Source organism: Corallococcus sp. AB038B, from assembly GCF_003668955.1.
Taxonomy (GTDB): Bacteria; Myxococcota; Myxococcia; order Myxococcales; family Myxococcaceae; genus Corallococcus; species Corallococcus exiguus.
The window spans coordinates 180173-203038 of the sequence record NZ_RAWO01000014.1 but is presented as its reverse complement, the minus strand read 5'-3'; the positions used below and the strand labels follow the sequence as shown (position 1 = coordinate 203038).

Below are 22866 nucleotides of genomic sequence, written 5' to 3'. Positions count from 1 at the left end.
GGTGCGGCTCAGGCCTGCTGGGTGGGCATGAGGGTGAGCTGCTGGAAGTTGATGTGCCGGGGCAGGGCGGTGGCGAAGGCGATGATGCCCGCGACCTCCTCCGGCGACATCCAGGTGAGCGACTTCCGAGCGCCCTCCAGCCAGGCCCGCGCGCCCGGGTCGGTGTTGCCGTCGTGCAGCGCGGTGTCCACCAGCCCCGGCTCCAGGGCCATCACGCGGACGAAGCGGGGGCCCAGCTCCGCGCGCAGGTGGCGGGACAGGTGGGTGACGGCGGCCTTGGTGGCGCCGTAGACGTTGAAGTTCGGGTACACCGCCTGCGCGGCCACGGACGACACGTTGATGAGGTCCGCAGGCCCGCCCGCCTTCGCCGCCGCCAGCAGCGGCTCCACGAAGGTCTCCACGACGCGCACGGTGGCCTTCACGTTCAGGTCGATCATCCGCTCCCAGTCCTCCGTGGGGTGCGCCTCCATGGGCGTGGGCCGCATGAGGCCGGCATTGTTGAGGACCAGATCCACGACGCCCAGCTCGCCCGCGATGGCCTTCGCGGCCTCCTTCACGGACCGCGCGTCCAGCACGTCGGTGCCCAGGGCGAGCGCCCGGCCACCCCCTTGCGTGATGGTGGAGGCGAGCGCGTCCAGGCGCTCCTTGCTGCGTGCGAGCAGGGCGACGCTCGCGCCGTCCCGTGCGAGGCGCAGGGCGGTGGCGGCGCCAATGCCGCTGGAGGCGCCGGTGATGACCGCGACGCGGCCGGACAGAGGGGATGCCATGGGAGGACTCCTGCTCGCGCTTGGGAAGGGTGCTGCTTTCGCGAGACAGGACAAGGGATAGGGGACGGGGGCCTCCGGGAGTAGGTCTGGAATCCGGATGGACTCCTGAGGAAAGCTCAGGAATGGCCCTGACCCCGCTCAATGCGTTGCACCAGTTCCTCGCTGTCGCCCGGCACCGCAGCTTCGCGGCCGCGGCGGCGGAGTTGGGCGTGTCCGCCTCCGCGCTGAGTCACACGGTGCGCCAGTTGGAGGAGCGGCTGGGCGTGCCGCTGTTGTCGCGCACGACGCGCAGCGTGGCGGTGACAGCGGCGGGACGGCGGCTGGTGGAACAGGCGGGACCGGGCGTGGCGCAGGCCCTGGGGGCGCTCAAGGACGCGTCCTCGCGGCCAGGGGCGCTGACGGGCGCGCTGCGGCTGACCCTGCCGTCCAGCGCGCTGCCCTTCGTACTCACGCCACTGCTGGCCTCGTTCCGCGAGCGCCATCCCCAGGTGGAGCTGGACCTGGTGGTGGAGAACCGCAAGGCGGACATCGTCGCGGAGGGCTTCGACGCGGGCATCCGGCTGGAGGAGTACCTGGAGCGGGACATGGTGGCGGTGCGCATCGCGCCCCCGTTCCGCTTCGTCGTGGTGGGCGCTCCGGAGTACCTGGAGCGCCACGGCACGCCAGTGAAGCCGAAGGACCTGCTCGAGCACGACTGCTTCACCTATCGCTCGTCCAACACCGGCGCGCTCCTGCCGTGGGATCTGGAGAAGGGCTCGCGCACGTGGCGGCTGCCGGTGCGCGGCACCGTCACCACCAATGACGAGCGCGTCTGGCTGGGGCTGGCGGAGGCCGGCCTGGGCCTGGCGTACGTGCTGGAGTCCCAGGTGGAGAGGCAACTGAAGGCGGGCACGTTGCGCCGGGTGCTGGAGGAGTACGCCGCGTCCGTGCCGGGCCTCTTCCTCTACTTCCCCAGCCGAGCGCAGGTGTCACCCGCGCTGCGCGCCTTCCTGGAGCACGCGCGCCAGGTGCTCACCCCGCCCGCGCGGAGGAAGGGGCGCTGAATCAGTGCTCGTAGGAGTCGCGCGGACGCGACATGCCACCGGAGGCCGCTGCCTGCGGGGCGGCGACGGGCATGCCCACGTGCGCCACGGGCAGCGTGAAGTTGAAGACGCTGCCGGTGCCCAGGATGCTCTCCGCGCGGATGGAGCCGCCGTGCGCTTCCACCAAGCCCTTGGCGATGGCCAGCCCCAGGCCGGTGCCGCGGCTGGCCGCGTCGCGCGCCTGCCAGTAGCGGTCGAAGATGTGCGGCAGCGCGTCCGGCGCGATGCCATTGCCCGTGTCGCGCACGTCGAAGGACACCTCGCCGCCGCGCATCACCGCCTTCACCGCCAGCGTGCCGCCCGGCGGGGTGAACTTCACGGCGTTGCCCAGCAGGTTGCCCATCACCTGGAGCACGCGGCTGCGGTCGCACTTCACGCGCAGGCCCTCCGTGGGCAGGTCCGCTTCCAGGTGCAGTCCCTTGGCCTCCGCCAGCGGCCGGATGGCCTCCAGCGCCTCCGTGGCCAGCGCCACGGCGGTGTGCTCGCCCAGCTCCAGCGGCAGGTGGCCCGCCTCCAGGCGGCCCCAGTCCAACAGGTCGCTGATGAGCCGCGACATGCGCTCCGCCGCGTCGTTGATGCGCGTGGCCTGCTTCGCCACCGCCTCGCCGCCCGGCTTGCCCGCCGTGCCGCGCAAGAGCAGCGCCGCGCCCAGCTGCACCACGCCCAGCGGGTTCTTCAGGTCGTGCGACACCACCGCGAGCAGGTCCTCGCGAGCGCGCGCCGCCCGGCGGGACTCACCGACCAGTCGAGCGTTGTCGATGGCCAGGCTCGCGCGCAGGCAGAGGTCCTCCGCCAGCGCCAGGTCGTCCGGGCCGTAGCGGCGGCCAGAGCCGGAGCTCACGAACGTCACCGCGCCCAGCGTGTGTCCGCGGGCGCGCAGCGGGATGATCATGTACGAGCGCGCCTGGAGTGCCTCCAGCATCGCCGGGTGCGCGGGCTCCGCCGCCGCCGCGCGCAGCAGCGACTCCGTCACCGCGGGCACCAGCTCCGGCTCGCCCGTGCGCAGCACGCGCAACAGGCCCACGGGCGCGTCGTCGCGGATCTCCGTGCGCATGGGCAGGCCCCGGGCGCGCTCCTGCTGCGTCGGGTCCAGGCACGCCACCGCCGCACGGCCCACCCACGGGCCCTGCTCCAGCGCGTCCACCAGACACCAGTCCGCCAGGTCCGGCACCGCCAGGTGCGCGAGCAGCGTGTACATGCCCTGCGGATCCGGCGGGTGCGTGAACAGCGTCGTCATCGCCTGGTACAGGAAGGAGCGGCGGCGCTCGGCGGTCTCCACCTCCGCGCGCGCGGCCTGCTCCAGCTCCAGCGCGCGCGAATAGACGGCTTCGGCTTCCGTGAGCGCCCGCGCCGTCACCAGCACGACCGGGGACGCATCCGCGTCCGTGCCCAGCGGCGTGAGCACCAGCGCGTGCCGGCGGATGCCCTGCGCGCCCGGCCACGGCGCCTCCACGGTGGTGGACTCGCGCAGCGTCACCACGCGGACGCGCGCGGACTCCAGCGCGGTCAGTGCCTCCTGCGGCAGCCCCAGCTCGCTCCAGTGCCGGCCCGACAGCGCGCCTGCCTCACGACCGAGCGCCCGGGCGCCCGCCGCGCTACACGACACCAGCCGGCCCGTGCCATCCAGCAGGTAGGCAGGGTCGGGGATGGCGGCGAACACCGCTTCGTAGGCCAGACCGGTTGTCAAAGCGCTCATCGGGGAGAAGGGGCGAGGGGGTGCCCGGATTGGACCCGATATTGACACTCCGTTCCAGGCCCGCCATTCCGCCCGCCAACTCCGGCGTATGAATTTCACTCAACCAACACTTCAGCTGAGCCGACCCCCAGGCTGGAGCAGTGCCAGCAGCCGGCGGGCAATCTGCCCGAGCGGCAGGACCTCGTGCGCCAGGTTGGCGCCCACCACCACGGCGGGCATGCCGTAGACCACGGACGTCGCCTCGTCCTGGGCGATCACCCGCCCGCCCGCCTGGTGCAGGTCCCGGATGCCGTCCAGGCCGTCCTGGCCCATGCCGGTGAGCACCACCGCCAGGGCCGTCTGCCCGTAGGCGCGGGCCACGGTGCGGAAGAGCCAGTTGGCGGACGGGCGGAAGCCCTGGATGGGCGCGGCGCCGGACACCTGCGCGCGCTGGTCCTGGGTGACGCCCAGGTGCTTGTCATCCGGGGCCAGGTACACCGTGCCGGAGACGAGGGGCTCGCCGTCCTCGGCCACCTTCACGCGCAGCTTCGTGGCCGTGCCCAGCCACGTGGCCAGGCCGGAGCCGAAGCCCAGCGCGATGTGCTGCACCACCAGGATGGGGGGCGGGGAGGGGTGGCTGCCCAGGTCGGACAGGATGCGGTGGAGCGCGGCGGGGCCACCCGTGGACGCGGCCAGCGCCAGCACGGCGGGCGGGCGGGCGCTGGGGGTGGGCGTCGACTCCGGCGGGGGCAGCGGCGTGGCGGCGCGGTCCGGCCAGCGGCGCACCACCTTCACCTGGGCCATGGCCTTGAGTGTGTCGCGCAGGCGGCGGCTGTCCGCCTCGAAGTCCGGCGACTCCGGGCCCACCGGCTTCTGGAGCACCGCCAACGCCCCGGCCCTCAGCGCGGCCATGGACGTCTGGATGTCGCGCTCCACCAGCGTGGACACCACCACCACCGGTGTGGGCACCTCCGTCATGATGCGGCGGGTGGCGTCCAGGCCGTCCATGCGCGGCATCTGGATGTCCATCGTCACCAGGTTCGGCTGCAGGCGCTGGCACAGCTCCACCGCCTCCAGGCCATCCTTGGCCTCGCCCACCACGGTGAGCGCCGGGTCGGTGCGCAGGATTTCCACCAGCAGCCGCCGGGCGGTGGGCGAGTCCTCGGCCACCAGGATGCGCAACGGTTCGGTCTTCATAGCAATCGCCTCAGGGTCTCCAGCAGACTCGTGGGGTCAAACGCGCTCTTCACGATGTATGCGCTCGCGCCGGCTTGCAGGCCGCGCGCCTTGTCCTCGGGCTTCTCACGCGACGTGACGAGCACCACCGGCACCCGTCCGAAGCGCGGAGAGGTGCGCACGGCCTCCGTCACCTGGAAGCCGTCCATGCGCGGCATCTCCACGTCCATCACCATCGCGTCCGCGCCGCCCGCTTGCAGCCGCTCCCACGCCTCCGCGCCGTCCGCGCACGCGATGACGTCGTAGCCGGCGCCCTCCAGGATGCTCTGCTCCAGCATGCGCGTCGTGGGCGAGTCGTCCGCCAGCACCACGCGCCGGCGCGCCACCTGCTCCTTGGGCGTGGGGAAGAACTGGGTGGAGGGGCGTCCCCCCGCGGCCCGCACCAGCGACGCGGGGCTGAGCAGCAGCGCCATGCGCCCATCCGGCAGCACCGCCGCGGCGGCCACGTGCCGGGCCCGCTTCACGCGGCTGCCCAGCGAGCGCACCAGCACCTCCTGCTCCGCGATGACCTCGTCCACCACCAGCGCCGCCTGCGCGGTGCCCGCGGACAGCACCACCGCGGGGGGCCGCGACTTCGGCGGTCCCGGCGGCAGCTCCAACACGCCCGCGAGCGACGCCAGCGGCACCAGCGCCTCCGGCGTCACCCAGGACATGCGGCCCTCCACCTCGCGCACGTCGGAGGGCGCCAGGCGCAACAGCCGGTCCACGCCTTCGCTGGCGAGCGCCAGCACCTGCCCACCCACGGACACCAGCAGCACGCGCAGGGTGCTCAGGGTGAGGGGCACGTCCAGCGTGAAGCGGGTGCCCTGGCCCGCCTTGAAGGCCACCTCCACGCTGCCGCGCAGGGCCTCCACCTGGGCGCGCACCACGTCCAGGCCCACGCCCCGGCCGGACACCGCCGTCACCTTCGCCGCGGTGGACAGGCCCGGCAGGAACACCAGCCGCGCCGCGTCCTCGTCGTCCTCGGGCGCTTCCATGCCCCGGGCCCGCGCGCGCTCGCGCAGCGCCTCCAGGTCCAGGCCGCGCCCGTCGTCCTCCACCGCCACCTCCACCCGGCTGCCGCGAAGCCGCGCGGACAGCACCACGCGGCCCTCCTCTGGCTTGCCGTGGCGCACGCGCTCCTCCGGCGCCTCCAGGCCGTGCGCCACCGCGTTGCGCACCAGGTGCAGCAGCGGTTCGCGCAGGGACTGCAAGAGCGAGCGGTCCAGGTCCAGCCCGCCGCCGTGCACCTCCATGCGCACGCGCCGGCCCAGGCTGTGGGCCACGTCGCGCGCGGCGCGCTCCAGGCCGGTGCAGCCCTCCTCGAAGGGGAGCATGCGCGCGCGGCGCACCTCATCATCCAGGCCGGTGGAGGACTGGAACAGCGCGCGGCGGTCCTGCGCCAGCACGCGCGCCACCCGCGCCAGCTCCAGCTCCACGCGGCGCAGCGTCGTCTCGGACTGCGTGCCGCGCACCCGCTCGCGCAGCCCCATCACGTCGTCGCGCAGCGCCTCCAGGGATTCGGCGTGGCCCTCCAGGCGCAGCATCGCCACGCGCAATTCACCGCTGCGGCCCAGCAGCGCGTCCAGCTTCTGCCCGGACACGCGCACCGGCAGCATCTCCCCGCTGGCCTGCGAGGGGAAGGAGAGCTCCGGCTCGGCCTCCGAGGGCTTCTCGTGGGGAGCAGGGGCGGGCGGCGCCAGCTTCGGGGCGGGCACTGGAGGCTGGGTGGGCGTGCCGTGCGCGGCCTGCTCCAGTTGGGGCAGCAGCGCCTCCAGGGGTGAGCCGGACAGGTCCTGGCGCGCGGCCAGGCGGCGGCCCGCGTCGTCCAGCGCGTCCACGGTGGCGAAGCACAGCTCGAAGAGGTCCGGAGACGGCGCGCGCCCGTGGATGAGCGGCTCCAGCACCTCCTCCATGCGGTGGCAGGCGTTCTCCACCATGCTGGCGCTGGCCGCGCGCGACGCGCCCTTCACGCTGTGCAGCGTCCGCAGGATGCCCGGGACGAGCTCCTTCGCGCGCGCCGGGGCCTGCTCCAGCGCGAGCAGGTCCCGGTTGAGGGACACGACGTGCCCCTCCAGCTCCTCCAGGAACGAGTCCAGCAGTGCCTGCGCCAGCCTGTCGCGGTCCATGGGCATGGCTTAGCGCCCGAACTCCCCGAGCAGCCCCTTCAACTTCTGGCCCATGGCGTTGATGTCCTGCATCGCGCGCTCCGTCTGCCGCGACGAGATGAGCCCCTGCTGCGTGGCCTGGTTCACGTCGTGCATCGCCTGGCGGATCTGCCCGATGCCGGTGGCCTGCTGGTTGGCGGACGCGGCGATCTGCGCGGCCGTGAGCGACGCCTGCGTGAGCAGGTCCGCCAGCTGTTGGATGGTGGCGCCCGCTTCGGTGACGACGCGCGTGGCGGCGGACACGCTCTTGGTGCCCTCCTCCGTGGTCATCACCGCGCCGTGGGTGGCCTTCTGGATTTGACCCAGGATCTGCCGCACCTGCGCGGTGGCCTTCTTGGACTGGTCCGCCAGGGCCTTCACCTCGGAGGCGACGACGGCGAAGCCGCGGCCGTGCTCGCCCGCGCGGCTCGCTTCAATGGACGCGTTGAGCGCGAGCATGTGCGTCTGCTCGGAGATGTCGTTGACGGTGGTGATGATGTCGCCAATGGCCTGGGCCTGCTCGGCCAGGGCGAGGATGCGCGACGCGATGGACTCCACCTGGTCGCGCACGGCACCCATGGAGGACACGGCCTCTTCCACGGCGCGGCGGCCGGAGCGGCCCACCTCTTCCGAGTGACGGGCGGACTCGCTCACCGCGCGGGCGCGGCCGGCGGCCTCCTCCGACGTCTTGGTGATCTCCTCGATGGTGCTCACCGTCTCCGTGACGGCGGTGCCCTGCTCCTGGGCGCCGGCCACCTGTTCGGTGGTGCTGGCGAGGATTTCGGAGGACGCGCCGGCCAGCTGGTTGACGAACTCCGCCACGGTCTTGAGCGTGTGCTCGCGCTGCTCGGACTGCTTCGCCAGCTGGATTTCCGCTTGATGGCGGCGCTCCGCCATGGCGTTGAAGGCGCCCGCCAGGTCGGCCATCTCGTCCTTGCCGCGCACGTCGATGCGGTGGGTGAGGTCGCCCTTGCCCAGCTGCTCCGCGCCGAAGGTGAGCTTGCGCAGGGGGTCGGTGATGCCGCGGGTGATGACGAAGCTGCCCACACCCACGATGGCCAGCCCCAGGAGGGTGCCCAGCGCCAGCACCCAGACGCTGCGCTGCGCGGCCTGGGTGGCGGCGTCGGAGTACTGCTTCCAGCGGTCCTCCTCGGTCTCGCGCATCTCCGTGATGATCTCCCGGATGGCCTCCATCTCCCGCTGGCCCCGGTTGGTCTTCACCACGGCCTGGGCCGCCTCGAAGCCTTGCTCCCGGCGCATGCGGACGGTGTCTGACAGCTCATCCAGCTTGCTGACGACCATCGGCTCCAGCTTCACGAAGCGTGAGCGCTGGTCGGCGTACTTCGCCATCGCGGGGCGCAGGGCGTCCAGGTCCGTGCGCAGCTCGGTGAGGGCGTTCTGGTACGGGCGCAGGTAGGACTCGTCGCCGGTGAGGATGAAGCCGCGCTGACCGGTCTCCGCGTCCACGATGAGGGCGCGCACCTCGCGCAGCAGCTTGTAGTTGTTGTGGGCCTCCAGCAGGCCCTCGGTGGTGGTGGTGAGCTGCTGGGCGCCCTGGAAGGCCACTCCGGCGATGATCAGCAGGACCAGCAGGGACAGCCCGAAGCCCAGCGCGATGCGATTCCCGATGCTCATGCGACTCCTTCTTCGGAAAGCTCGAACACGAGACGCTCGTCGGCGAGGAGGGCCTCTCCCTCCAGGACGAGCGTGCCGTCGGGGCTGACGCCGGACACCAGCGCGCCCGCTTCCTCTTCCAGGGAGGAGGGCGCGGGCAACAGCTCCGTGCCCGACAGCACCGCCACCTCCATCACCTCATCCGTGCGCAGGCCCAGCTCCGCGCGGGCCGTGCCCACCACCAGCACGGGGCCGGTGCCCTGCGCCGCGGGCCGGCCGAACAGCGGCGCCAGCTCCACCACGGGCAGCACTTCTCCGCGCAGCAACGTCAGGCCGCGCAACAGCGGCGGCGCGCCCGGCAGCAGGGTGAGCTCCGGCGCGCGCATGACCTCCAGGATGAAGCGCGACTCCAGGGCATACAGCTGGCCCGCGGCCCGGAAGCGGACCATCTCCCGCTGGCTGCCGGGCAGCACGGGGACTTCCGCCGGGCGGGCCAGCAAGAGGGCGCGAGCGTCGAGCGCGGCGAGGGCCGCCTCGTCGGTGAAGGTGTCGCGCGCCTCGGTGGCGCGCTCCAGCGCTTCCAGACGGGCCCGGGCCTTGTCCCAGTCGATGTTTCCCTCGCGCTTCGGCATCCGCTCGCCTCTTTAGCCTTCCGTCCGCTCCAGGCGCCGCCACTCCGCGCGGGCCACGTCCGCCAGCGCTCCGGCCCGCTCACCTTCCGCCAGCGGCACCAGCGCCTCTGGCGACAGCTTCCGGCACAGTCCTTCCGCCTCGCGGTAGGACCGGGCCGCGGCGGCGGACTGGTCCTGCCGGCGCAGCAAGTGACCCAGGAGCAGGTGGCCCACCGCGAGCCCCGGCTCCAGATAGAGCGACTGCCGGGCGGCTCTCTCCGCGTCGGACAGCCGCGCCTGTCCCAGGAGCAGCAGGGCCTCCAGATAGCGCAGACCGGCGACCAGTGGGTGACGAACCGAGGCCTCCTCGCAGGCGAACAGCGCCGCGCGCGGATCCAGGTTGGCCAGTGCACGAACCGCGGCCAGGGCGCCCTCCGGATCGGCCGATTGGGCCCCCGCCCGCCGGGCCGCCTCGCGCCAGTCGCCGCGGGCCAGCGCCACCCGCACGGCCTCCAGGGCCTCCACGCTGAGCGTGAAGCGGGTGCGCGTGCCGGACGTGGAGGCATCACCGGTGCGAGCCGCCGGTGCCCCCGAAGCGGGAGCGCCGCCGGAGACGGTTCCCACCGACGAGGGCGCACCACCGCCGGCAGGCCCGAGGCCCGAAGCGGGAGCGCCGCCGTAAGAGCCGGCCCCCGAGGCTGACGTTCCGGTCCCGGACGCCCACAGTGGGGAGACACCCGCGGTCGCACCATCCGCTCCGGTGGTGAACGTCCCCGGCGCGACTCCTGAGGAACCTCCCGCCGGAGACGGCCGGGCTCCCGGAGACGCGGAGGCGCCAGGGGCCACCGCGGGGAGCGAACCCGCTCCGGGACGACCGCTGGAGACAGCACCCGGCGTGCCCACGGTGAAGGGAGTGCCATCCGCGCGCAGCGGCGCCAGGGGCTGGAGCGGGACGAAGTGCCCGGCGTTCGAGCCGGCCAGGGGCTTGCGGTACAGCACGCCCCACTCCGTGAGGACGGGCTCGAACGGCGCGTAGTCCCCGAGCGGCGGATCCGACGGCCCCGTGAACAGGTACCCGCCGTCGTCCAGGGACGCATGGAGCCTGCGCGCCACGCCCTCGATGGTGGCGCGGTTGAAGTAGATGAGGACGTTGCGGCAGAAGATGACGTCCAGCTGCCACAGGCCGCTCTCCGCCGAGGGCCATGTCTCCAGCGCCAGGTTGAGGTAGCCCAGCTGTACGCGGCGCTTCACGTCCTGCGACAGCTGGTAGAAGCGGCCCTCCTGCTTGAGGTGGGGACGCATGCGGTCCGCGGAGGGGCCGCGCAGGGACCAGTCCGTGTAGCGGGCCTGCTGGGCGCGTTGGAGCGCCGTGCGCGACACGTCCGTCGCGCGCACCGTCATGTGGTCTTCCCAGCCCTCGGCCATCAGCAGCGCGGCGATGGAGTAGGGCTCCTCGCCGGAGGAGCACGCCGCGCTCCACGCGCGCATCAGGTGTTCCGGCCCCTGACGCTCGCGCAGCTCCGGCAGCACCACGCGGCGCAGGTGGTCGAAGTGCTCGTGGGTGCGGAAGAAGTACGTCTCCCCGATGGTGAGCTCGGTGAGCAGGTCGTCCAGGAGCGCGTTGTCGAACGACACCTCGCGCAGGTAGACGTCCACGTCGTCCTGGTTGGCGCGGGCCATGGCGCGCTGGATGCCTTCCAGCGCCGCGGCCAGGCAGCTGGGCGCGGCGAGCCCGGCGCGCTCCTCCACCAGGGCGAGCACCTCCTTGAATCCCGGGGGCAGGACACCGCCAATCAAGCAGGCTCCGGAAGGGCTCCGAGCGCGGTGTCGAGTTGCAGCGCCTCCGCCTCGGAGAGGAAGGAGCGCAGGTCGTGCACGAGCACCAGCCCGTCCGTCAGCTTCGCGGCGCCGGCCACATACCCAACGCCCGGCAGCTCCCGCGGAGACGGGTCCCACTCCCCGGGGGTGACGGCGTGCAGCCCCTCGGCCCGGTCCACGCGCATCGCCACCAGCCGTCCACCGGCGGAGGCGACGATGAAGTGGTCCATGGGCGACAGGGCGCGAGCGGGGTGGCGGAAGCGGCGTCGCAGGTCCAGCACGGGCAAGAGCTCACCGCGCAGGTTGAGCAGGCCTTCCACCACGTCAGGGGCCCGGGGCAGGGGCGTGAGGCGCGCGGCGCGCACCAGCTCGCGCACGTCCTCCACGGGCAGGCCGTAGCGCTGCCGCTCCAGGGTGAACAGCAGGACTTCCTGTGGGCGGGCCTCCGAGGGGGGATTCATGGATGCGCGTCGCAGGCTACAGGAGGCAGGGCACCCTGGGGATTCAGGATGTGGGCCCGTCTTCCAGCGAACGCTCCCAAGGGAGGGAGCGGGTCCGGCCTGGAGCCAACGTTCGGCGGGACGCCCGGAGTCCCGGACGGAAACGCTTTTTTGTCCGAGCCGTCCTCAAGGGAAGTCGCCAGGCGGCATGGGGCCGGGCATCGTGAGGCACATGGTTCAGCACGTCATCGTCGTGGGCGCGGGCCCGGGAGGCCTGACGGCCGCCATCAACCTCGCGGGGCAGGGCTTCCGGGTCACCGTGGTGGAGAAGGACGCGGTGCCCGGCGGCCGGATGAAGGGCCTCACGCTCGGGCAGGACGGCGAGTACGCGGTGGACACGGGCCCGTCCATCCTCCAACTGCCGGGCATCCTGAAGCAGATCTTCTGGCGCGCGGGGAAGCAGTTGGAGGACTACGTCACGCTGGTGCCGGTGGACCCGAACACGCGCGTGCACTTCTGGGACGGCACGCACCTGGACACGCGGAGGGACCTGGAGCGGATGGGCCAGGACCTGGAGAAGTTCGGAGCGGGGAAGGGGCGCGCGCTCCAGGAGTGGATGGAGGACGGGAGGAGGAAGTACGCGCTCGCGTACGAGAAGTTCATCTGCACGAACGCGGGCAGCCTGGACTACTACGCGCCCTGGAGGCTCGCGCCCACGCTGCGCTTCAAGCCGTGGCAGACGCTCTACCGGCAGCTGGACTCGTTCTTCCACGACGACCGGATGACATACGCGCTGGCGTACCCGTCGAAGTACCTGGGGCTGCACCCGACGACGTGCTCCTCGGTGTTCAGCGTGATTCCGTTCATCGAGCTGTGCTTCGGCGTGTGGCACGTGCAGGGCGGTTTCCGGGAGCTGTCACGAGGGATGATGAAGTGCGCCCAGGACCTGGGCGCGACGTTCCGGATGGGCACGGCGGTGGAGCAGGTGCGCACGGAGGCCGGGCGAGCGGTGGGAGTGAAGCTCGCGAGCGGCGAGATGTTGGACGCGGACGCGGTGGTGGTGAACGCGGACCTGGCGTACGCGGCGCAGAAGCTGTTGGCGCCGGAGCTGCGGGAAGGCTCGAGGCTGTCGGACGGGGCGTTGGAGCGGGCGAAGTATTCGTGCAGCACGTTCATGGCGTACTACGGGTTGGACACGACGTACGCGGACCTGCCGCACCACCTCATCTACCTGTCGGAGAGCGCGAGGCGCACGGACAAGGACGCGCTGGAGGACCGCACGGTGGACGTGGACGACCCGCCCTTCTACGTGTGCAACCCGGGAGTGACGGACGGCACGGGAGCACCGAAGGGGCACTCCACGCTGTACGTGTTGGTGCCCACGCCCAACACGGCGCGCCCGGTGGACTGGGCGAAGACGGAAGCGACGTTGCGCGAGCGCATCCCGAAGATGCTGGAGAAGGTGGGCATCAAGGGATTGCGAGAGCACGTGAAGGCGGAGCGCTACTTCACGGCGGAGACGTGGAGGGACGACTTCAACGTGTTCCGGGGAGCGGTGTTCAACCTGTCGCACACCTGGATGCAATTGGGCCCGCTGAGGCCGCGAGTGAAGAACGCCCAGGTGGAGGGGCTGTACTTCGTGGGCGGAGGGACGCACCCGGGAAGCGGGCTCCTGACCATCATGGAGAGCGCGAACATCGCGGCGGACTACCTCACGCGCGAAGCCGGCAAGGGTCCGCTGAAGGGCTGGCCGTACGTGCCGCCCATGGAGGACGCCGGAGAACAGGCGCCGCTCCGCATGGCGCGGAGCGGCTGAAGGGGCGCGCGTCAGGCGGCGCCGGGGCGGCAGCTCACCTCCACGAGGATGCCGCCCGGGGCGCGGCAGTAGACGAGGGTGCCCCGGTTGTTGCGGATGACGTCGGACACCTCCAGGCCGTCTGCCTTCACGCGCTCATGGAAGGCGAGCACGGGGGCTTCGGAGTCCTGGAGGAAGCCGACGTGGAAGTCCTCGGGGAAGACGTCGGAGTCGCGCTTGCGGCGCTGGAGGATGAGCACGAAGCCATCCGTCCCGCCGAGCATGGCGATGGCGGGCGAGTCATGGTTCTTCGCGTGCGACGTGAAGCCGCAGTAGCGCGTGAAGAAGCGGGCGGTGGCCTGGACGTCGGGGACCTGCAGATCAAGGTGATTCAGCTTCATGGTGGACCTCGCGAAGGCACACGAATGCCTTCGAAGGGCCGTGGGTCCTGAATCCCGAAGGAGACGGACAAGCGCTTCCACCATGGAAGTGACCGGGGCTCACCGAACCGGTCCGCCGTTTTTCGACCGGTGTAGAGGCTAATGCAATGGCAGACGGAATGCCAGACTACGACACGTACCGCTCCGCCAGCTCCGACACCTGCCCCGTCGCCTGAGCCACCGCCGTCGCAGCCTCCTGCGTCGTGCCCAGCTGTCGCAGCGTCGCGGCCATCAGCTCATCCATCTCGCTGACCGCGCCGAACAGCTGATCCACGCCCGCGTGCTGCTGCGCCACGGCTTCAGCAATCTGCCGCACCGCCGACGCGGACTCATGCGTCAGCTTGATGAGTTCCCGCAGCCGCTCGCCGCTCTTGCGCAGCGGCACCAGCGCCGCCTCCACGCCCGCCGAGCTCTTGTCCGCGGTGACCACCGCCTCACCCGTCGCGGTCTCCATGCCCTCCAGCAGCCCGCGCACCTGGCCTGTCGCCTTGATGGACTGGTCCGCCAGCTCGCGCATCTGCCGCGCCACCACCGCGAAGCCCCGGCCCTGCTCACCCGCGCGGCTCGCTTCGATGGCCGCGTTGATGGCCAGCATGTGCGACTGGTCCGCCAGCGACTTCACCACCTCCGACACCCGGCCCACCTCGCGAGCCCGCGTGCCCAGGTCCACCACCTGCTGATTCAACCCGTGCGTCAGGCCGCGGATGTCGTCGAGCCCCTGCTCCGTGCCCGCCAGCGATTCCTCGCCCAGCTTGCCCATCGCCGCGGCGCGCTCCGCCACCTGCAGGACGCTCCCCGCGCGGCTCGCCGCCAGCTTCGACATCTGCTGGATTTCCTGTGCCGTCGTGCGCGCCTGGTGGATGGCCGACGCCTGCCGCGACAGCGTCCGGTTCTGCTGGTCGCTCGCCTCCGTCAGCCGCGTGCCCGCCTTCGCCAGGTGCCCCGCGGACGAACTCAGCGCCCGGGGCAGCTCCTGCAATTGTTCGTAGAGCAGCCACGTGCGCGCGGACAAATCGCCCAGCTCATCCGTGGACACCCACTGCGGCGGAGACGCGCGGCCCTCCACCAGCGCGTCCAGCGACGCACCCACCGCCCTCGCCCCCTGCGCCAGCCGGCGCGCCGCCCAGGCCGCCGTGAAGATGGCCCCCAGCGCCGCGAACCCGCCCAGGAACGCCACCGGCAGCGTCAAATCACGCTGCAACGGCTGGATGCGCGAGCGCACCCGCGCCGCGCCCCGGTACTCGCCCGACAGCTCCAGGTCGTCCGCCAGCGACGACAGGTTCTTCTCCAGCCGCAGCTGCAACGTGGCGATGCTCGTGATGCACGTAATCAACAGCGCGGACACGACGATGGCCGGCAGGAACCAGCTCTGCCGGGGCAGGAACAGCCCTTCTCCCGCGGGGCGCTCGTGCGGCGCGCGGCGGAACGCCTCCAGCGTCACCGCCGCCAGCGCCTTCTCGTAGAGCATGTACATGATGGGCGCGCTGAAGAGCCCCGCGCTCATCGCCACCGCCACGCCCACCAGGATGACGCGCGGCGGCCGGTCCAGCGCCAGACCAATGGCGCCGTTGAAGAAGATGCCGCCCAGGAACCAGCCCGCCTGCGCCTCCACGAACGTGAGCACGCCCGGCAGCCGCAACAGCCGCCCCAGCCGCTCCGCGGGACTCGCCTTCGCCTCCACCGCGTACCGCAACAGCGCACCCACCGCGCCAATGGGCACCACCAGCGCCAGCCCGCCAATGACGATGGGCGTGACGACGCCCAGCACGAACCCCGTGTGGCTCGCGTCCACGTCCAGCAGCTGCATGTCGACGTAGATGGCCGGCGCCACCGCCACCGTGACGACCAGCGTGCGCAGCAAGAGCAGCTTGAAGAGCAGCGCCTGGGTCGAGGGGGGGGATGGCTGTGTCATCGGGTGACGGATCCAGTCGAACGGCTCAAGCCTGAGGGCGAAGTGCGGATGCGTCAATGCAACGTCTTCGTCTTGCGAGCCAGACTCCCGGGTCTCCGCGAATAACAGGGGCGCAACGGGTAGGCAGGGCAGGGCGCGTGTCGTTTCAGCGCGCGCCGTGCAATGTCCATTGCCTGACATTCGGGCTTGTCCCGGTCCGAGCAGGGCGGCCGTGCGGACGAGCCACCGTCACCTGCCGCCCGCCCATGACGTGCGCACGTTGTCCTCCACAACGATTCACACACCGACGTCAGGAGGACGCCATGGGCGAGTGGACTGACAAGGCCAAGGGCAAGGTGAAGGAAACCGTGGGCGTGGCGACGGGCGACCGTTCGCTGGAAGCCGAAGGCAAGGCGGACACGCTCAAGGGCAAGGTCAAGGGCGTGGTCGAGGACGTGAAGCACGCCATCAAGGACAAGGTCGACGAGCGCGAGGAAGTGCGTCGCGGTGACGCGGATCCGTATCAGCGCTAGCAACACACCTCACACCGCCGTTGAAACTGTTCGGGCCGCGGAAGCTGGTGCTTCCCGCGGCCCGAGCTGTCTTCAGCGGCGCGTGCTCACTGCCGCATCTTCTCGCAGGGACACGCCACCTCCAGGAAGGTGGTGGACTTCCCGCTGAGCATCACCCAGAGGCAGCGCAACACACAGGCTGTCCCGAACTCCCGGTAGATGAGTCCCAGGTTGGAAACCACCTCACGTCCGGTGATGACCCCGCGCATGTTCCCGCTCCCTTGCGACCTGCCGTCCGACCCGCCGCCCATGGCCTCGTGAGAAGCCGGTCAGAGGTCTTTGCAAAGGGCTGGCCGAGCCTCTGAAAACACCCCCATGCCCCAAGGTCCTGCGGTGAACGTCTCAAACCGTTGAAATGGCGGCCCTGAACGCATGCCTGCCCTGGAGTCCTTGAACGAAGCGGTGGGGCGCCCTGAAAACGTTACAGAAGCAGGACGGCGTCCAGAGGATGGAATGCCTGTCCGCCTGCCCTCGCCGGAGCGGCCGCCGGGCCACGCCGCTCGCGTGCCCCGCCGCCAGGCTGAGGACGCAGCGTCCCCGCAAAAGACGGGTGGCACATCCACCGACGGGCCTGAATGTATGTCGATGAGTGCTCGCGCGAGGCGGAGAACCCATCCGCGCAGTGCGTCCCATCGGTGAGGTGGAAGGGAGTCGAGATGAGGCCAAACGTGTCTTCCCGAAGGAGCCTGCCCCTGCTGCCTGACGGCCTCCTGCGCGCCCAGCGGGGGCTGCGGCGGGTGGCGGTGGGGTTGGACTTCTCGCTGCAGTCAGAGTTCGCGCTCGCCCGCGCGCTGCGACTCCCGCTCGCGCACGGGGCGGCCTTCAGCGTGCTGCACGTGAGCCCGCGGTTGGACGGCCACTCCGGCCCGGATGGGACGGTGGACGGAGAGCAGTGCCTGCGCCGCTCGGTGACGTCCGCGGCGAAGCGGCTGCGGCAGCGGCCCGACGTGGATGTTCGCGAGGAGCTGCGCACCGGTGACGCGCCGCACGAGGCGGCGGAGCTGGCGAAGGACCAGGGCGTGGAGGTGCTGGTGGTGGGCTGGCCGCACCTGCCCCAACCGGCCAAGCCGCTGCCGGACGACGCCATGGTGATGCGGCTGGTGCGGGAGGTTGACGCGTCCGTGCTGGTGGTGATGCCGCACCCGGGCCGCGTCTACCACCGGCCCCTCGTCGCGGTGAACTTCTCACGGGAGTCCCGCCGCGCGCTGGAGCTGACGATGCGCCTGTGTCCGGCCTCGACCCCCATCGAGGTGCTGCACGTGGTGGACCTGCGCGAGGAGGAGGAGGCCCTGCGCCGTGAGGATGTCCCCTTGACGCGGCAGCTGGGGCTGCGGCAGGAGCGCGAGGACGCGGCGCGAAGGGCGCTCGGGCGCTTCCTGGCGCCGTACCGGGAGACGGGCCGGGCGATGGAGATCCGCCTGCGCTTCGGAGACCCGTGCGAGTGCATCCTCGCGGAGGCCTGGGATCGCGACTCGGACCTGCTCACGCTGGGCATGTCCTCCGCGAATCCGCCCACCGCGTTGACCGAGGGCGTGTTGCGGCACTCGCGCTGCGACGTGCTCATCTCGCGGCACGCCGCCCCGCCCTCCACCCTGCCGGACGGCGGGGGCGCACCGGCTTCCTGAAAGCAGGGAAGTCCAGCGCGGCGGGCGTCGAGGCGTTATGAGGGGCGGCACCTTGCCACCTCCCACGCCGTCGACACCGCCATCGCTCCGGGCCCGTCTGAAGAACGCGGGCGTCCTCTTCAAGCAGCTGCCCGGCACCTTCCACCTCTTCTGGCGGGCGAGCCCCCGAGGCGCGGTGGTGCTCGGCGTGCTCACGCTGGTGGCGGCGGTGCTGCCGGCGGGCATCGCGTGGGTGGGCAAGCTCATCGTCGACACGGTGGTGGCCGCGGCGAAGGGCGACGTGGTGGCGAACTCGCGCGTGGTGGGGCTGGTGGCCACGGAGTTCGCGCTGATGGTGGCCTCCGCGGTGGTGGAGCGGGGGCTCACGCTCACCAAGGACCTCCTGCGCGCGCACCTGGGCAACCTGCTCAACGAGCGCATCCTCCAGAAGGCGTTGGACCTGGAGCTCAAGCACTTCGAGGACTCGGACACCTACGACAAGATGCAGAACGCGCGGCGGGAGGCGAACGCGCGCCCGTTGTCGCTGGTGATGCAGGCGTTCAGCATCGTGCGCAACGTCATCACCCTGTCCACCTACGCGGTGCTGCTCGTGGCGCTGTCGCCGTGGAGCGTGGTGGTGCTGCTCGCCGCGTCCATCCCCGCGTTCATCGCGGAGGCGCGGCTGGCGGCGGAGGGCTTCCGGCTGTACTCGTGGCGCGCGCCGGAGGGCCGCAAGCTCAACTACCTGGAGTGGATCCTCACGCGCGACAGCACCGTGAAGGAGGTGAAGCTCTTCGGGTTGGGGCCGCTGGTGCTGGGCCGTTACCGCGACCTGTTCCAGAAGTTCTTCGCGGAGGACCGGGCGCTCGCGCGCAAGCGCATGGTGTGGGGCCTGGGCCTGGGCCTCCTGTCGCTGGCGGCCTTCTACGGCTGCTATCTCTTCGTGGCGAGCCGCGCGGCGGCCGGCGGCATCTCCGTGGGTGACATGGTGCTGTACCTGGCCGTGTTCCGGCAGGGGCAGGCCGCGTTCCAGGGCATCCTCACCAGCGTGGGCTCCATGTACGAGGACGCGCTCTTCATGAGCAACCTCTTCGCCTACCTGGACATCCCCACGTTGGAGAACGCGCCGAGGCTCCTGCCCGCCGTCTCACCGCCGCGAGGAAGGAACAACGCCATCGAGCTGCGCGACGTGTCCTTCCGCTACGCGGGCAAGGACGCGTGGGCGCTGCGCAACGTGAACCTCACGCTCAAGCCCGGCCAGAAGCTGGCGCTGGTGGGGGAGAACGGCGCGGGGAAGAGCACGCTGGTGAAGCTGCTCTTGCGCATGTACGAGCCCTCCGAAGGCCAGATTCTCTACGGCGGCGTGGACACGGCCCAGATGGACGCGGACGACCTGCGCGGCCGCTTCGGGGCGGTGTTCCAGGACTTCGTGCGCTACCAGTTCAGTGTGTCGGAGAACATCGGCCTGGGACACGTGCCCGCGCTGGAGGACCGGCCCGCCATCGAACGGGCGGCGGAGCAGGGCGGGGCGAACTCGGTCATCGCGGCGTTGCCGGCCCAGTACGACACGATGCTGGGCGGCTGGTTCGAGAAGGGCCAGGAGCTGTCCAGCGGCCAGTGGCAGAAGCTGGCGGTGTCTCGCGCCTTCATGCGCGACGACGCGGAGGTGCTCATCCTGGACGAGCCCACGGCCAGCATCGACGCGGAGGCGGAGCACGCCCTCTTCGAGCGCTTCCAGGCGCTGGCCGCGGACCGCATCGCCATCGTGATTTCGCACCGCTTCTCCACGGTGCGCATGGCGGATCAAATCGCCGTGCTCCACAACGGCACGGTGCAGGAGCTGGGCAGCCACGACGAGCTGATGGCGCTGGACGGGCGATACGCGCACCTGTTCCGGCTGCAGGCGCGCGGCTACCGGGACTGAACGCTCAGGCCTGGGCCTTGGCGCCGCCGGGCAGGTGGTCCCGGATGACGCCCAGGAAGTACGGCTTGCCGTAGTACTGGCTCATCTTCCCCAGCAGCTTGCCGTTGCGGAACAGCAGGAAGGTGGGGATGCCGTACAGGCCGAAGCGGGTGGCCAGGGCCTCGTGTTCGTAGGCGTTGACCTTGACGACGCGCATGGGGGCGCCGTCCAGCTCCTTGAGGAGCTCCGGTTCGGCGGCGGCGTAGATGTCGCAGTTCGGGCAGCCGGGGCCCCAGAAGTCCACCACCACCAGCTCGTCGCGGGGCTCCATGACGAGCGAGTCGAAGGTCTCGGTCGTCGCCTCGATGCTTACGGGATGCGCCATGGCGCCCTTCCTAACGCCCGGGGGACCGGGCTTCCATGCGGGTTGCCTGGACCCGGGGCAGGCGGCCTGGAGGGATGGAGGGGCGGGCGTGTCAGGTTGTCCAGGTATGTCTACAGGACGTCGGGTGGACGAAACCCGACATGCACACTGCTCACGAGGGCCCAAGGCGCCATAAGGTGCGAGCCCTGGTGGCTGTCGATGTCGTGGAGGGGTCATGCACGAGTGGTTGGAGGCACTGCGCAAGTCGGCGAAGGCGACCTCGGTGGGTGTGCTGGCGGAGGAGGTCCGCCGCGCGGAGACGGAGTGCGGCGTCCCGTTCCCCGAGGACCTGGCGGACCTGTACCAGTCGCTCAACGGCGGTGAGTTCCAGGGTGAGGTGCGGCTGTTCCCGTTGCGTGGCGACGAGGGGGAGCCCAGCGTCCTGGAGAAGACCCGGCTGATGGTGGTGGGTCTGCCGGCCGCGGGCGTCTGGCGCTTCGGGCTGAAGGGGGCGCACCGGCACCTGTTCGTCGCGCGCAAGTCCGCGATGGAGGAGCAGGGGGACGGCGGCGGGCCGCTGCCTGGCTGGGTGGACGCGCTGGACGGGGACACCTGGGTCTTCGGCACCTTTGACGGCGAGAAGAAGGAGATGCGGCTGTACCGCGCGCTCAAGGACATGCTCGAGGTGCTGATTCCGCCCGTGGAAGAGGTGGAGAGCTTCGGGGAGCGGACCTTCGCGCGCGCCATGAACGCCGTGCTCCAGGGCGCGCTGTCCGGTGCTGCCGCGCAGGCGGAGGAGGACGAGGAGGCTCCCGCTGGCCGTGGCGGCGACTACTCGAGCGCCCTGGCCGCCCTGGCCCGTGACGCGGGCGAGGAAGAGGAGGCCGACGAGGAGGAGGAGCTCGAAGCCGCGGAGTCCGCCGACGAGTTCGAAGCCGGGGAGGCCGAGGTGTCCAGCGAGGAGGAGGCCGAACCCGCCGAACAGGAGGAGCTGTTCGAGGAGCCCGAGCCCAAGCGCCCCGCCGTGAAGAAAGCCCGCCGCGAGAAGGCTGTCACCGAGACGCCGTCCGCCCCCGCGAAGAAGTCCACGGGCAAGGCCGCCACGAAGAAGGCCGAAGCCGCCGAAGCGGAGGCGCCGACCGAAGCCGTCTCCACCAAGGCGGGAGCGCGCAAGGCGGCTGGCAAGAAGGGCGCCGCGAAGAAGGCCGCGCCTGCACGTGGGGCCGCGAAGAAGGCCACGGGCAAGGCCGCCGCGAAGAAGGGTGCCACCGCGAAGAAGGCCACGGGCAAGGCTGCCGCGAAGACGGCCGCGCCCGCGCGTGGGGCCGCGAAGAAGGCCACGGGCAAGGCCGCCGCGAAGAAGGCTGCCACCGCGAAGAAGGCCACGGGCAAGGCTGCCGCGAAGAAGGGCGCCACCGCGAAGAAGGGTGCTGCCCCGAAGAAGGGCGCCACCGCGAAGAAGGCCGCCGTGAAGAAGGGGGCTGCCCCGAAGAAGGGCGCCGCCGCCAAGAAGGGCGCATCCACGCGCGGGGCCGCCAAGAAGGCCACGGGCAAGGCCGCCGCGAAGAAGTCCTCGCGCCGTCGGTCCTGAGCCGCACGGGGCCTCCCTCGGAGGCCCCGCCTGAAACAAGGGGCGCGTCCCATGTCCTGGGACGCGCCCTGTTCTTACGCCGCACCCGATTGCTGGACCCGGCTACCCCTCGGGCAGCAGGTCCGGCGACTGGGCGCGCGGGCCGGGTTCGTCGGGCTGCGCGGTCAGCTCGCGCTCCTCTTCCTCCTCATCCCCCCGGCCGAAGCGTTGGATCTGATCCGGCAGGATGTCCCGCGCATCCGCCTCCTCCTCCATGGGGGGCGACAGGGCCAGGTCCTGGTCCGTGATGTTGATCTCGTCCTCTCCAGTGTCCGGGTTCCGGTGGCGCAGCGAGGTGGACTCGCCCACATCCTCGTCTCCGAGCTTGTTGAACCGCATGGGGTCTCCTCGACAGGGACGGTTGAGAAAAGCTTCCGTGTCCCTTCGAAAATGGTCCCCCCGGACGGGAGCGGCAATGGACGCCGCCCGCCTGCCTGGCGGGCCCGGACCCCGTCAGCGAGGAGCCGTCGGCGGCTGGCCGTCAGTGCTGCCGGGCTTCACCTCCAGCAGCACCATCCCCAGCGCCAGCACCCGGGAGAGCGTCTCGCGCACCGTGTAGCGCCAGGGAGTCGCCCGCCCCTCGTCCGCCGCCACGCCCCAGGCGTCGATGCCCACCGAGTTGGCGATGAAGAGCGCCCGCGACAGGTGGAAGCGCTGCGTGACGAGCACCGCCCGGTTCGCGCCGAACACCGAGTGCGCCCGCAGGCAGCTGTCGTAGGTGGACAGCCCCGCCTCGTCTCCCACCACCGCGTCCGCCGGCACCCCGTGCTCCAGCAGGTAGCGCCGCATGGCCCGCGTCTCGTTGTGGAAGGGCGCGGAGTTGTCCCCGCTCACCAGCAGCGACCGCACCTTGCCCTGCCGCCAGAGCGCGATGGCCGCGTCCAGCCGCTGCGCCAGCACCGGCGACGGCACCGCGCCCGGCGCCAGCCCCGCCCCGAACACCAGGGCCACGGGGGCCTCCGGAGCCACGGCCAGCGGCACGATGCGGCCCTGGTAGCGCAGGCGCACGAAGTGGGACAGACCCAGCAGGACGGCCAGGGCCAGCCCGAGCAGCCCCAGGCCCCTGCGTACCCACACCCTGGTCGTGCCGCCAGCCTTCATGGACCCCGCGGAACAGTCGGAAGGGGCCATTCTCTTCCGGCGCGCCCCGGTCGGAAAGCACCACTCGCGGCCCTCTGCCGGGAACTGGTCACGCCCGCCCGGCCCCCGGACGGCTGTGGCGGCGGGCTTTGGAGGCTGGCAGGGGGCCTACGTCCGGGCACCCCGCCGTTGACCGGCCCCCGCCCCGCCTATATAGG

At 71.5% G+C, this 22866-nt stretch carries 20 protein-coding genes; 6 read left to right on the top strand and 14 right to left on the bottom strand.

All coding sequences use genetic code 11. The features are described 5' to 3' along the window. Positions 1-8: 8 nt before the first annotated feature. The gene (locus D7Y04_RS36485) at positions 9-767 is read right to left on the bottom strand and encodes an SDR family oxidoreductase (RefSeq protein ID WP_121762302.1); all 759 of its coding nucleotides are present in this window, start codon (positions 765-767) and stop codon (positions 9-11) included. 122 nt (positions 768-889) lie between these two features. On the opposite strand from D7Y04_RS36485, the gene D7Y04_RS36480 reads away from it, so the two are divergent. Continuing rightward, positions 890-1810: a LysR family transcriptional regulator gene (locus D7Y04_RS36480; protein ID WP_121762301.1), complete on the top strand. Its 921-nt coding sequence runs from the start codon at positions 890-892 to the stop codon at positions 1808-1810. Position 1811: 1 nt separating this feature from the next. Here D7Y04_RS36480 and D7Y04_RS36475 read toward each other — a convergent pair whose 3' ends face one another. The 7 genes from D7Y04_RS36475 to D7Y04_RS36445 all read right to left on the bottom strand — a co-directional run bounded on the left by D7Y04_RS36475 (position 1812) and on the right by D7Y04_RS36445 (position 11390). Beyond that, the gene (locus tag D7Y04_RS36475) at positions 1812-3545 is read right to left on the bottom strand and encodes an ATP-binding protein (RefSeq protein ID WP_121762300.1); all 1734 of its coding nucleotides are present in this window, start codon (positions 3543-3545) and stop codon (positions 1812-1814) included. A gap of 111 nt (positions 3546-3656) precedes the next feature. Continuing rightward, a complete protein-coding gene (gene cheB, locus D7Y04_RS36470) occupies positions 3657-4721 on the bottom strand; it encodes a chemotaxis-specific protein-glutamate methyltransferase CheB (protein ID WP_121762299.1) in 1065 nt (354 codons plus the stop codon). Continuing rightward, positions 4718-6868: a response regulator gene (locus D7Y04_RS36465; RefSeq protein WP_121762332.1), complete on the bottom strand. Its 2151-nt coding sequence runs from the start codon at positions 6866-6868 to the stop codon at positions 4718-4720. The genes cheB and D7Y04_RS36465 overlap by 4 nt, the downstream gene beginning before the upstream one ends. A gap of 9 nt (positions 6869-6877) precedes the next feature. After that, complete coding sequence (locus D7Y04_RS36460; RefSeq protein ID WP_121762298.1) at positions 6878-8521, bottom strand: methyl-accepting chemotaxis protein; 1644 nt, start codon at positions 8519-8521, stop codon at positions 6878-6880. Next, complete coding sequence (locus D7Y04_RS36455; RefSeq protein ID WP_121762297.1) at positions 8518-9132, bottom strand: chemotaxis protein CheW; 615 nt, start codon at positions 9130-9132, stop codon at positions 8518-8520. Before D7Y04_RS36455 ends, D7Y04_RS36460 begins: the two co-directional genes overlap by 4 nt. Before the next feature lie 12 nt (positions 9133-9144). Then, positions 9145-10908: a protein-glutamate O-methyltransferase CheR gene (locus D7Y04_RS36450; protein ID WP_121762296.1), complete on the bottom strand. Its 1764-nt coding sequence runs from the start codon at positions 10906-10908 to the stop codon at positions 9145-9147. Further along, on the bottom strand, positions 10905-11390 hold the full coding sequence (locus D7Y04_RS36445) for a chemotaxis protein CheW (RefSeq protein WP_121762295.1): 486 nt from the start codon (positions 11388-11390) through the stop codon (positions 10905-10907). Before D7Y04_RS36445 ends, D7Y04_RS36450 begins: the two co-directional genes overlap by 4 nt. A gap of 211 nt (positions 11391-11601) precedes the next feature. Between D7Y04_RS36445 and D7Y04_RS36440 the strand changes: the two genes are divergently transcribed. Then, positions 11602-13185, top strand: coding sequence for an NAD(P)/FAD-dependent oxidoreductase (locus D7Y04_RS36440; RefSeq protein ID WP_121762331.1), 1584 nt, complete (start codon positions 11602-11604; stop codon positions 13183-13185). 11 nt (positions 13186-13196) lie between these two features. On the opposite strand, the gene D7Y04_RS36435 is transcribed toward D7Y04_RS36440, so the two are convergent. Together D7Y04_RS36435 and D7Y04_RS36430 are read right to left on the bottom strand one after the other, a co-directional pair. Then, a complete protein-coding gene (locus D7Y04_RS36435) occupies positions 13197-13565 on the bottom strand; it encodes a VOC family protein (RefSeq protein WP_121762294.1) in 369 nt (122 codons plus the stop codon). A 166-nt stretch (positions 13566-13731) separates the two neighbouring features. After that, positions 13732-15516 carry a methyl-accepting chemotaxis protein gene (locus tag D7Y04_RS36430; protein WP_121762293.1) on the bottom strand — a complete coding sequence of 595 codons (1785 nt, stop codon included), beginning with the start codon at positions 15514-15516 and terminating at the stop codon, positions 13732-13734. A gap of 302 nt (positions 15517-15818) precedes the next feature. On the opposite strand from D7Y04_RS36430, the gene D7Y04_RS36425 reads away from it, so the two are divergent. Further along, entirely contained in the window at positions 15819-16028 is a 210-nt protein-coding gene (locus tag D7Y04_RS36425) for a CsbD family protein (protein WP_120599533.1), read from the top strand. Between the two features lie 86 nt (positions 16029-16114). Here the strand turns inward: D7Y04_RS36425 and D7Y04_RS45275 are convergent, their stop codons facing one another. After that, a complete protein-coding gene (locus D7Y04_RS45275) occupies positions 16115-16276 on the bottom strand; it encodes a hypothetical protein (protein WP_167548270.1) in 162 nt (53 codons plus the stop codon). A 459-nt stretch (positions 16277-16735) separates the two neighbouring features. On the opposite strand from D7Y04_RS45275, the gene D7Y04_RS36415 reads away from it, so the two are divergent. Together D7Y04_RS36415 and D7Y04_RS36410 are read left to right on the top strand one after the other, a co-directional pair. Then, positions 16736-17692 (top strand): universal stress protein, encoded by a 957-nt coding sequence (locus D7Y04_RS36415; RefSeq protein ID WP_233601743.1) that lies wholly within the window; start codon positions 16736-16738, stop codon positions 17690-17692. A 37-nt stretch (positions 17693-17729) separates the two neighbouring features. Beyond that, entirely contained in the window at positions 17730-19595 is a 1866-nt protein-coding gene (locus D7Y04_RS36410; protein WP_121762291.1) for an ABC transporter ATP-binding protein, read from the top strand. Between the two features lie 4 nt (positions 19596-19599). Here the strand turns inward: D7Y04_RS36410 and D7Y04_RS36405 are convergent, their stop codons facing one another. Then, the gene (locus D7Y04_RS36405; protein ID WP_120599536.1) at positions 19600-19959 is read right to left on the bottom strand and encodes a co-chaperone YbbN; all 360 of its coding nucleotides are present in this window, start codon (positions 19957-19959) and stop codon (positions 19600-19602) included. 214 nt (positions 19960-20173) lie between these two features. Here D7Y04_RS36405 and D7Y04_RS36400 point away from each other — a divergent pair, with 214 nt between their 5' ends. Continuing rightward, positions 20174-21529, top strand: coding sequence for an SMI1/KNR4 family protein (locus D7Y04_RS36400; RefSeq protein WP_120599537.1), 1356 nt, complete (start codon positions 20174-20176; stop codon positions 21527-21529). 102 nt (positions 21530-21631) lie between these two features. Here D7Y04_RS36400 and D7Y04_RS36395 read toward each other — a convergent pair whose 3' ends face one another. Further along, positions 21632-21907 (bottom strand): hypothetical protein, encoded by a 276-nt coding sequence (locus D7Y04_RS36395; protein ID WP_120599538.1) that lies wholly within the window; start codon positions 21905-21907, stop codon positions 21632-21634. 114 nt (positions 21908-22021) lie between these two features. Then, positions 22022-22669, bottom strand: coding sequence for a vancomycin high temperature exclusion protein (locus D7Y04_RS36390; RefSeq protein ID WP_171809246.1), 648 nt, complete (start codon positions 22667-22669; stop codon positions 22022-22024). Positions 22670-22866 lie beyond the last annotated feature (197 nt).

What these genes read in the sequence shown, in the direction of transcription:
- D7Y04_RS36410 (WP_121762291.1), top strand. Translation starts at nt 17,730, where the DNA reads ATGAGGGGCGGCACCTTGCCACCTCCCACGCCGTCGACACCGCCATCG.
- D7Y04_RS36400 (WP_120599537.1), top strand. Translation starts at nt 20,174, where the DNA reads ATGCACGAGTGGTTGGAGGCACTGCGCAAGTCGGCGAAGGCGACCTCG.
- D7Y04_RS36475 (WP_121762300.1), bottom strand. Translation starts at nt 3,545, where the DNA reads ATGAGCGCTTTGACAACCGGTCTGGCCTACGAAGCGGTGTTCGCCGCC.
- D7Y04_RS36460 (WP_121762298.1), bottom strand. Translation starts at nt 8,521, where the DNA reads ATGAGCATCGGGAATCGCATCGCGCTGGGCTTCGGGCTGTCCCTGCTG.
- D7Y04_RS36430 (WP_121762293.1), bottom strand. Translation starts at nt 15,516, where the DNA reads ATGACACAGCCATCCCCCCCCTCGACCCAGGCGCTGCTCTTCAAGCTG.
- D7Y04_RS36405 (WP_120599536.1), bottom strand. Translation starts at nt 19,959, where the DNA reads ATGGCGCATCCCGTAAGCATCGAGGCGACGACCGAGACCTTCGACTCG.
- D7Y04_RS36425 (WP_120599533.1), top strand. Translation starts at nt 15,819, where the DNA reads ATGGGCGAGTGGACTGACAAGGCCAAGGGCAAGGTGAAGGAAACCGTG.
- D7Y04_RS36465 (WP_121762332.1), bottom strand. Translation starts at nt 6,868, where the DNA reads ATGGACCGCGACAGGCTGGCGCAGGCACTGCTGGACTCGTTCCTGGAG.
- D7Y04_RS36445 (WP_121762295.1), bottom strand. Translation starts at nt 11,390, where the DNA reads ATGAATCCCCCCTCGGAGGCCCGCCCACAGGAAGTCCTGCTGTTCACC.
- cheB (WP_121762299.1), bottom strand. Translation starts at nt 4,721, where the DNA reads ATGAAGACCGAACCGTTGCGCATCCTGGTGGCCGAGGACTCGCCCACC.
- D7Y04_RS36455 (WP_121762297.1), bottom strand. Translation starts at nt 9,132, where the DNA reads ATGCCGAAGCGCGAGGGAAACATCGACTGGGACAAGGCCCGGGCCCGT.
- D7Y04_RS36435 (WP_121762294.1), bottom strand. Translation starts at nt 13,565, where the DNA reads ATGAAGCTGAATCACCTTGATCTGCAGGTCCCCGACGTCCAGGCCACC.
- D7Y04_RS45275 (WP_167548270.1), bottom strand. Translation starts at nt 16,276, where the DNA reads ATGCGCGGGGTCATCACCGGACGTGAGGTGGTTTCCAACCTGGGACTC.
- D7Y04_RS36440 (WP_121762331.1), top strand. Translation starts at nt 11,602, where the DNA reads ATGGTTCAGCACGTCATCGTCGTGGGCGCGGGCCCGGGAGGCCTGACG.
- D7Y04_RS36395 (WP_120599538.1), bottom strand. Translation starts at nt 21,907, where the DNA reads ATGCGGTTCAACAAGCTCGGAGACGAGGATGTGGGCGAGTCCACCTCG.
- D7Y04_RS36480 (WP_121762301.1), top strand. Translation starts at nt 890, where the DNA reads ATGGCCCTGACCCCGCTCAATGCGTTGCACCAGTTCCTCGCTGTCGCC.
- D7Y04_RS36485 (WP_121762302.1), bottom strand. Translation starts at nt 767, where the DNA reads ATGGCATCCCCTCTGTCCGGCCGCGTCGCGGTCATCACCGGCGCCTCC.
- D7Y04_RS36390 (WP_171809246.1), bottom strand. Translation starts at nt 22,669, where the DNA reads ATGAAGGCTGGCGGCACGACCAGGGTGTGGGTACGCAGGGGCCTGGGG.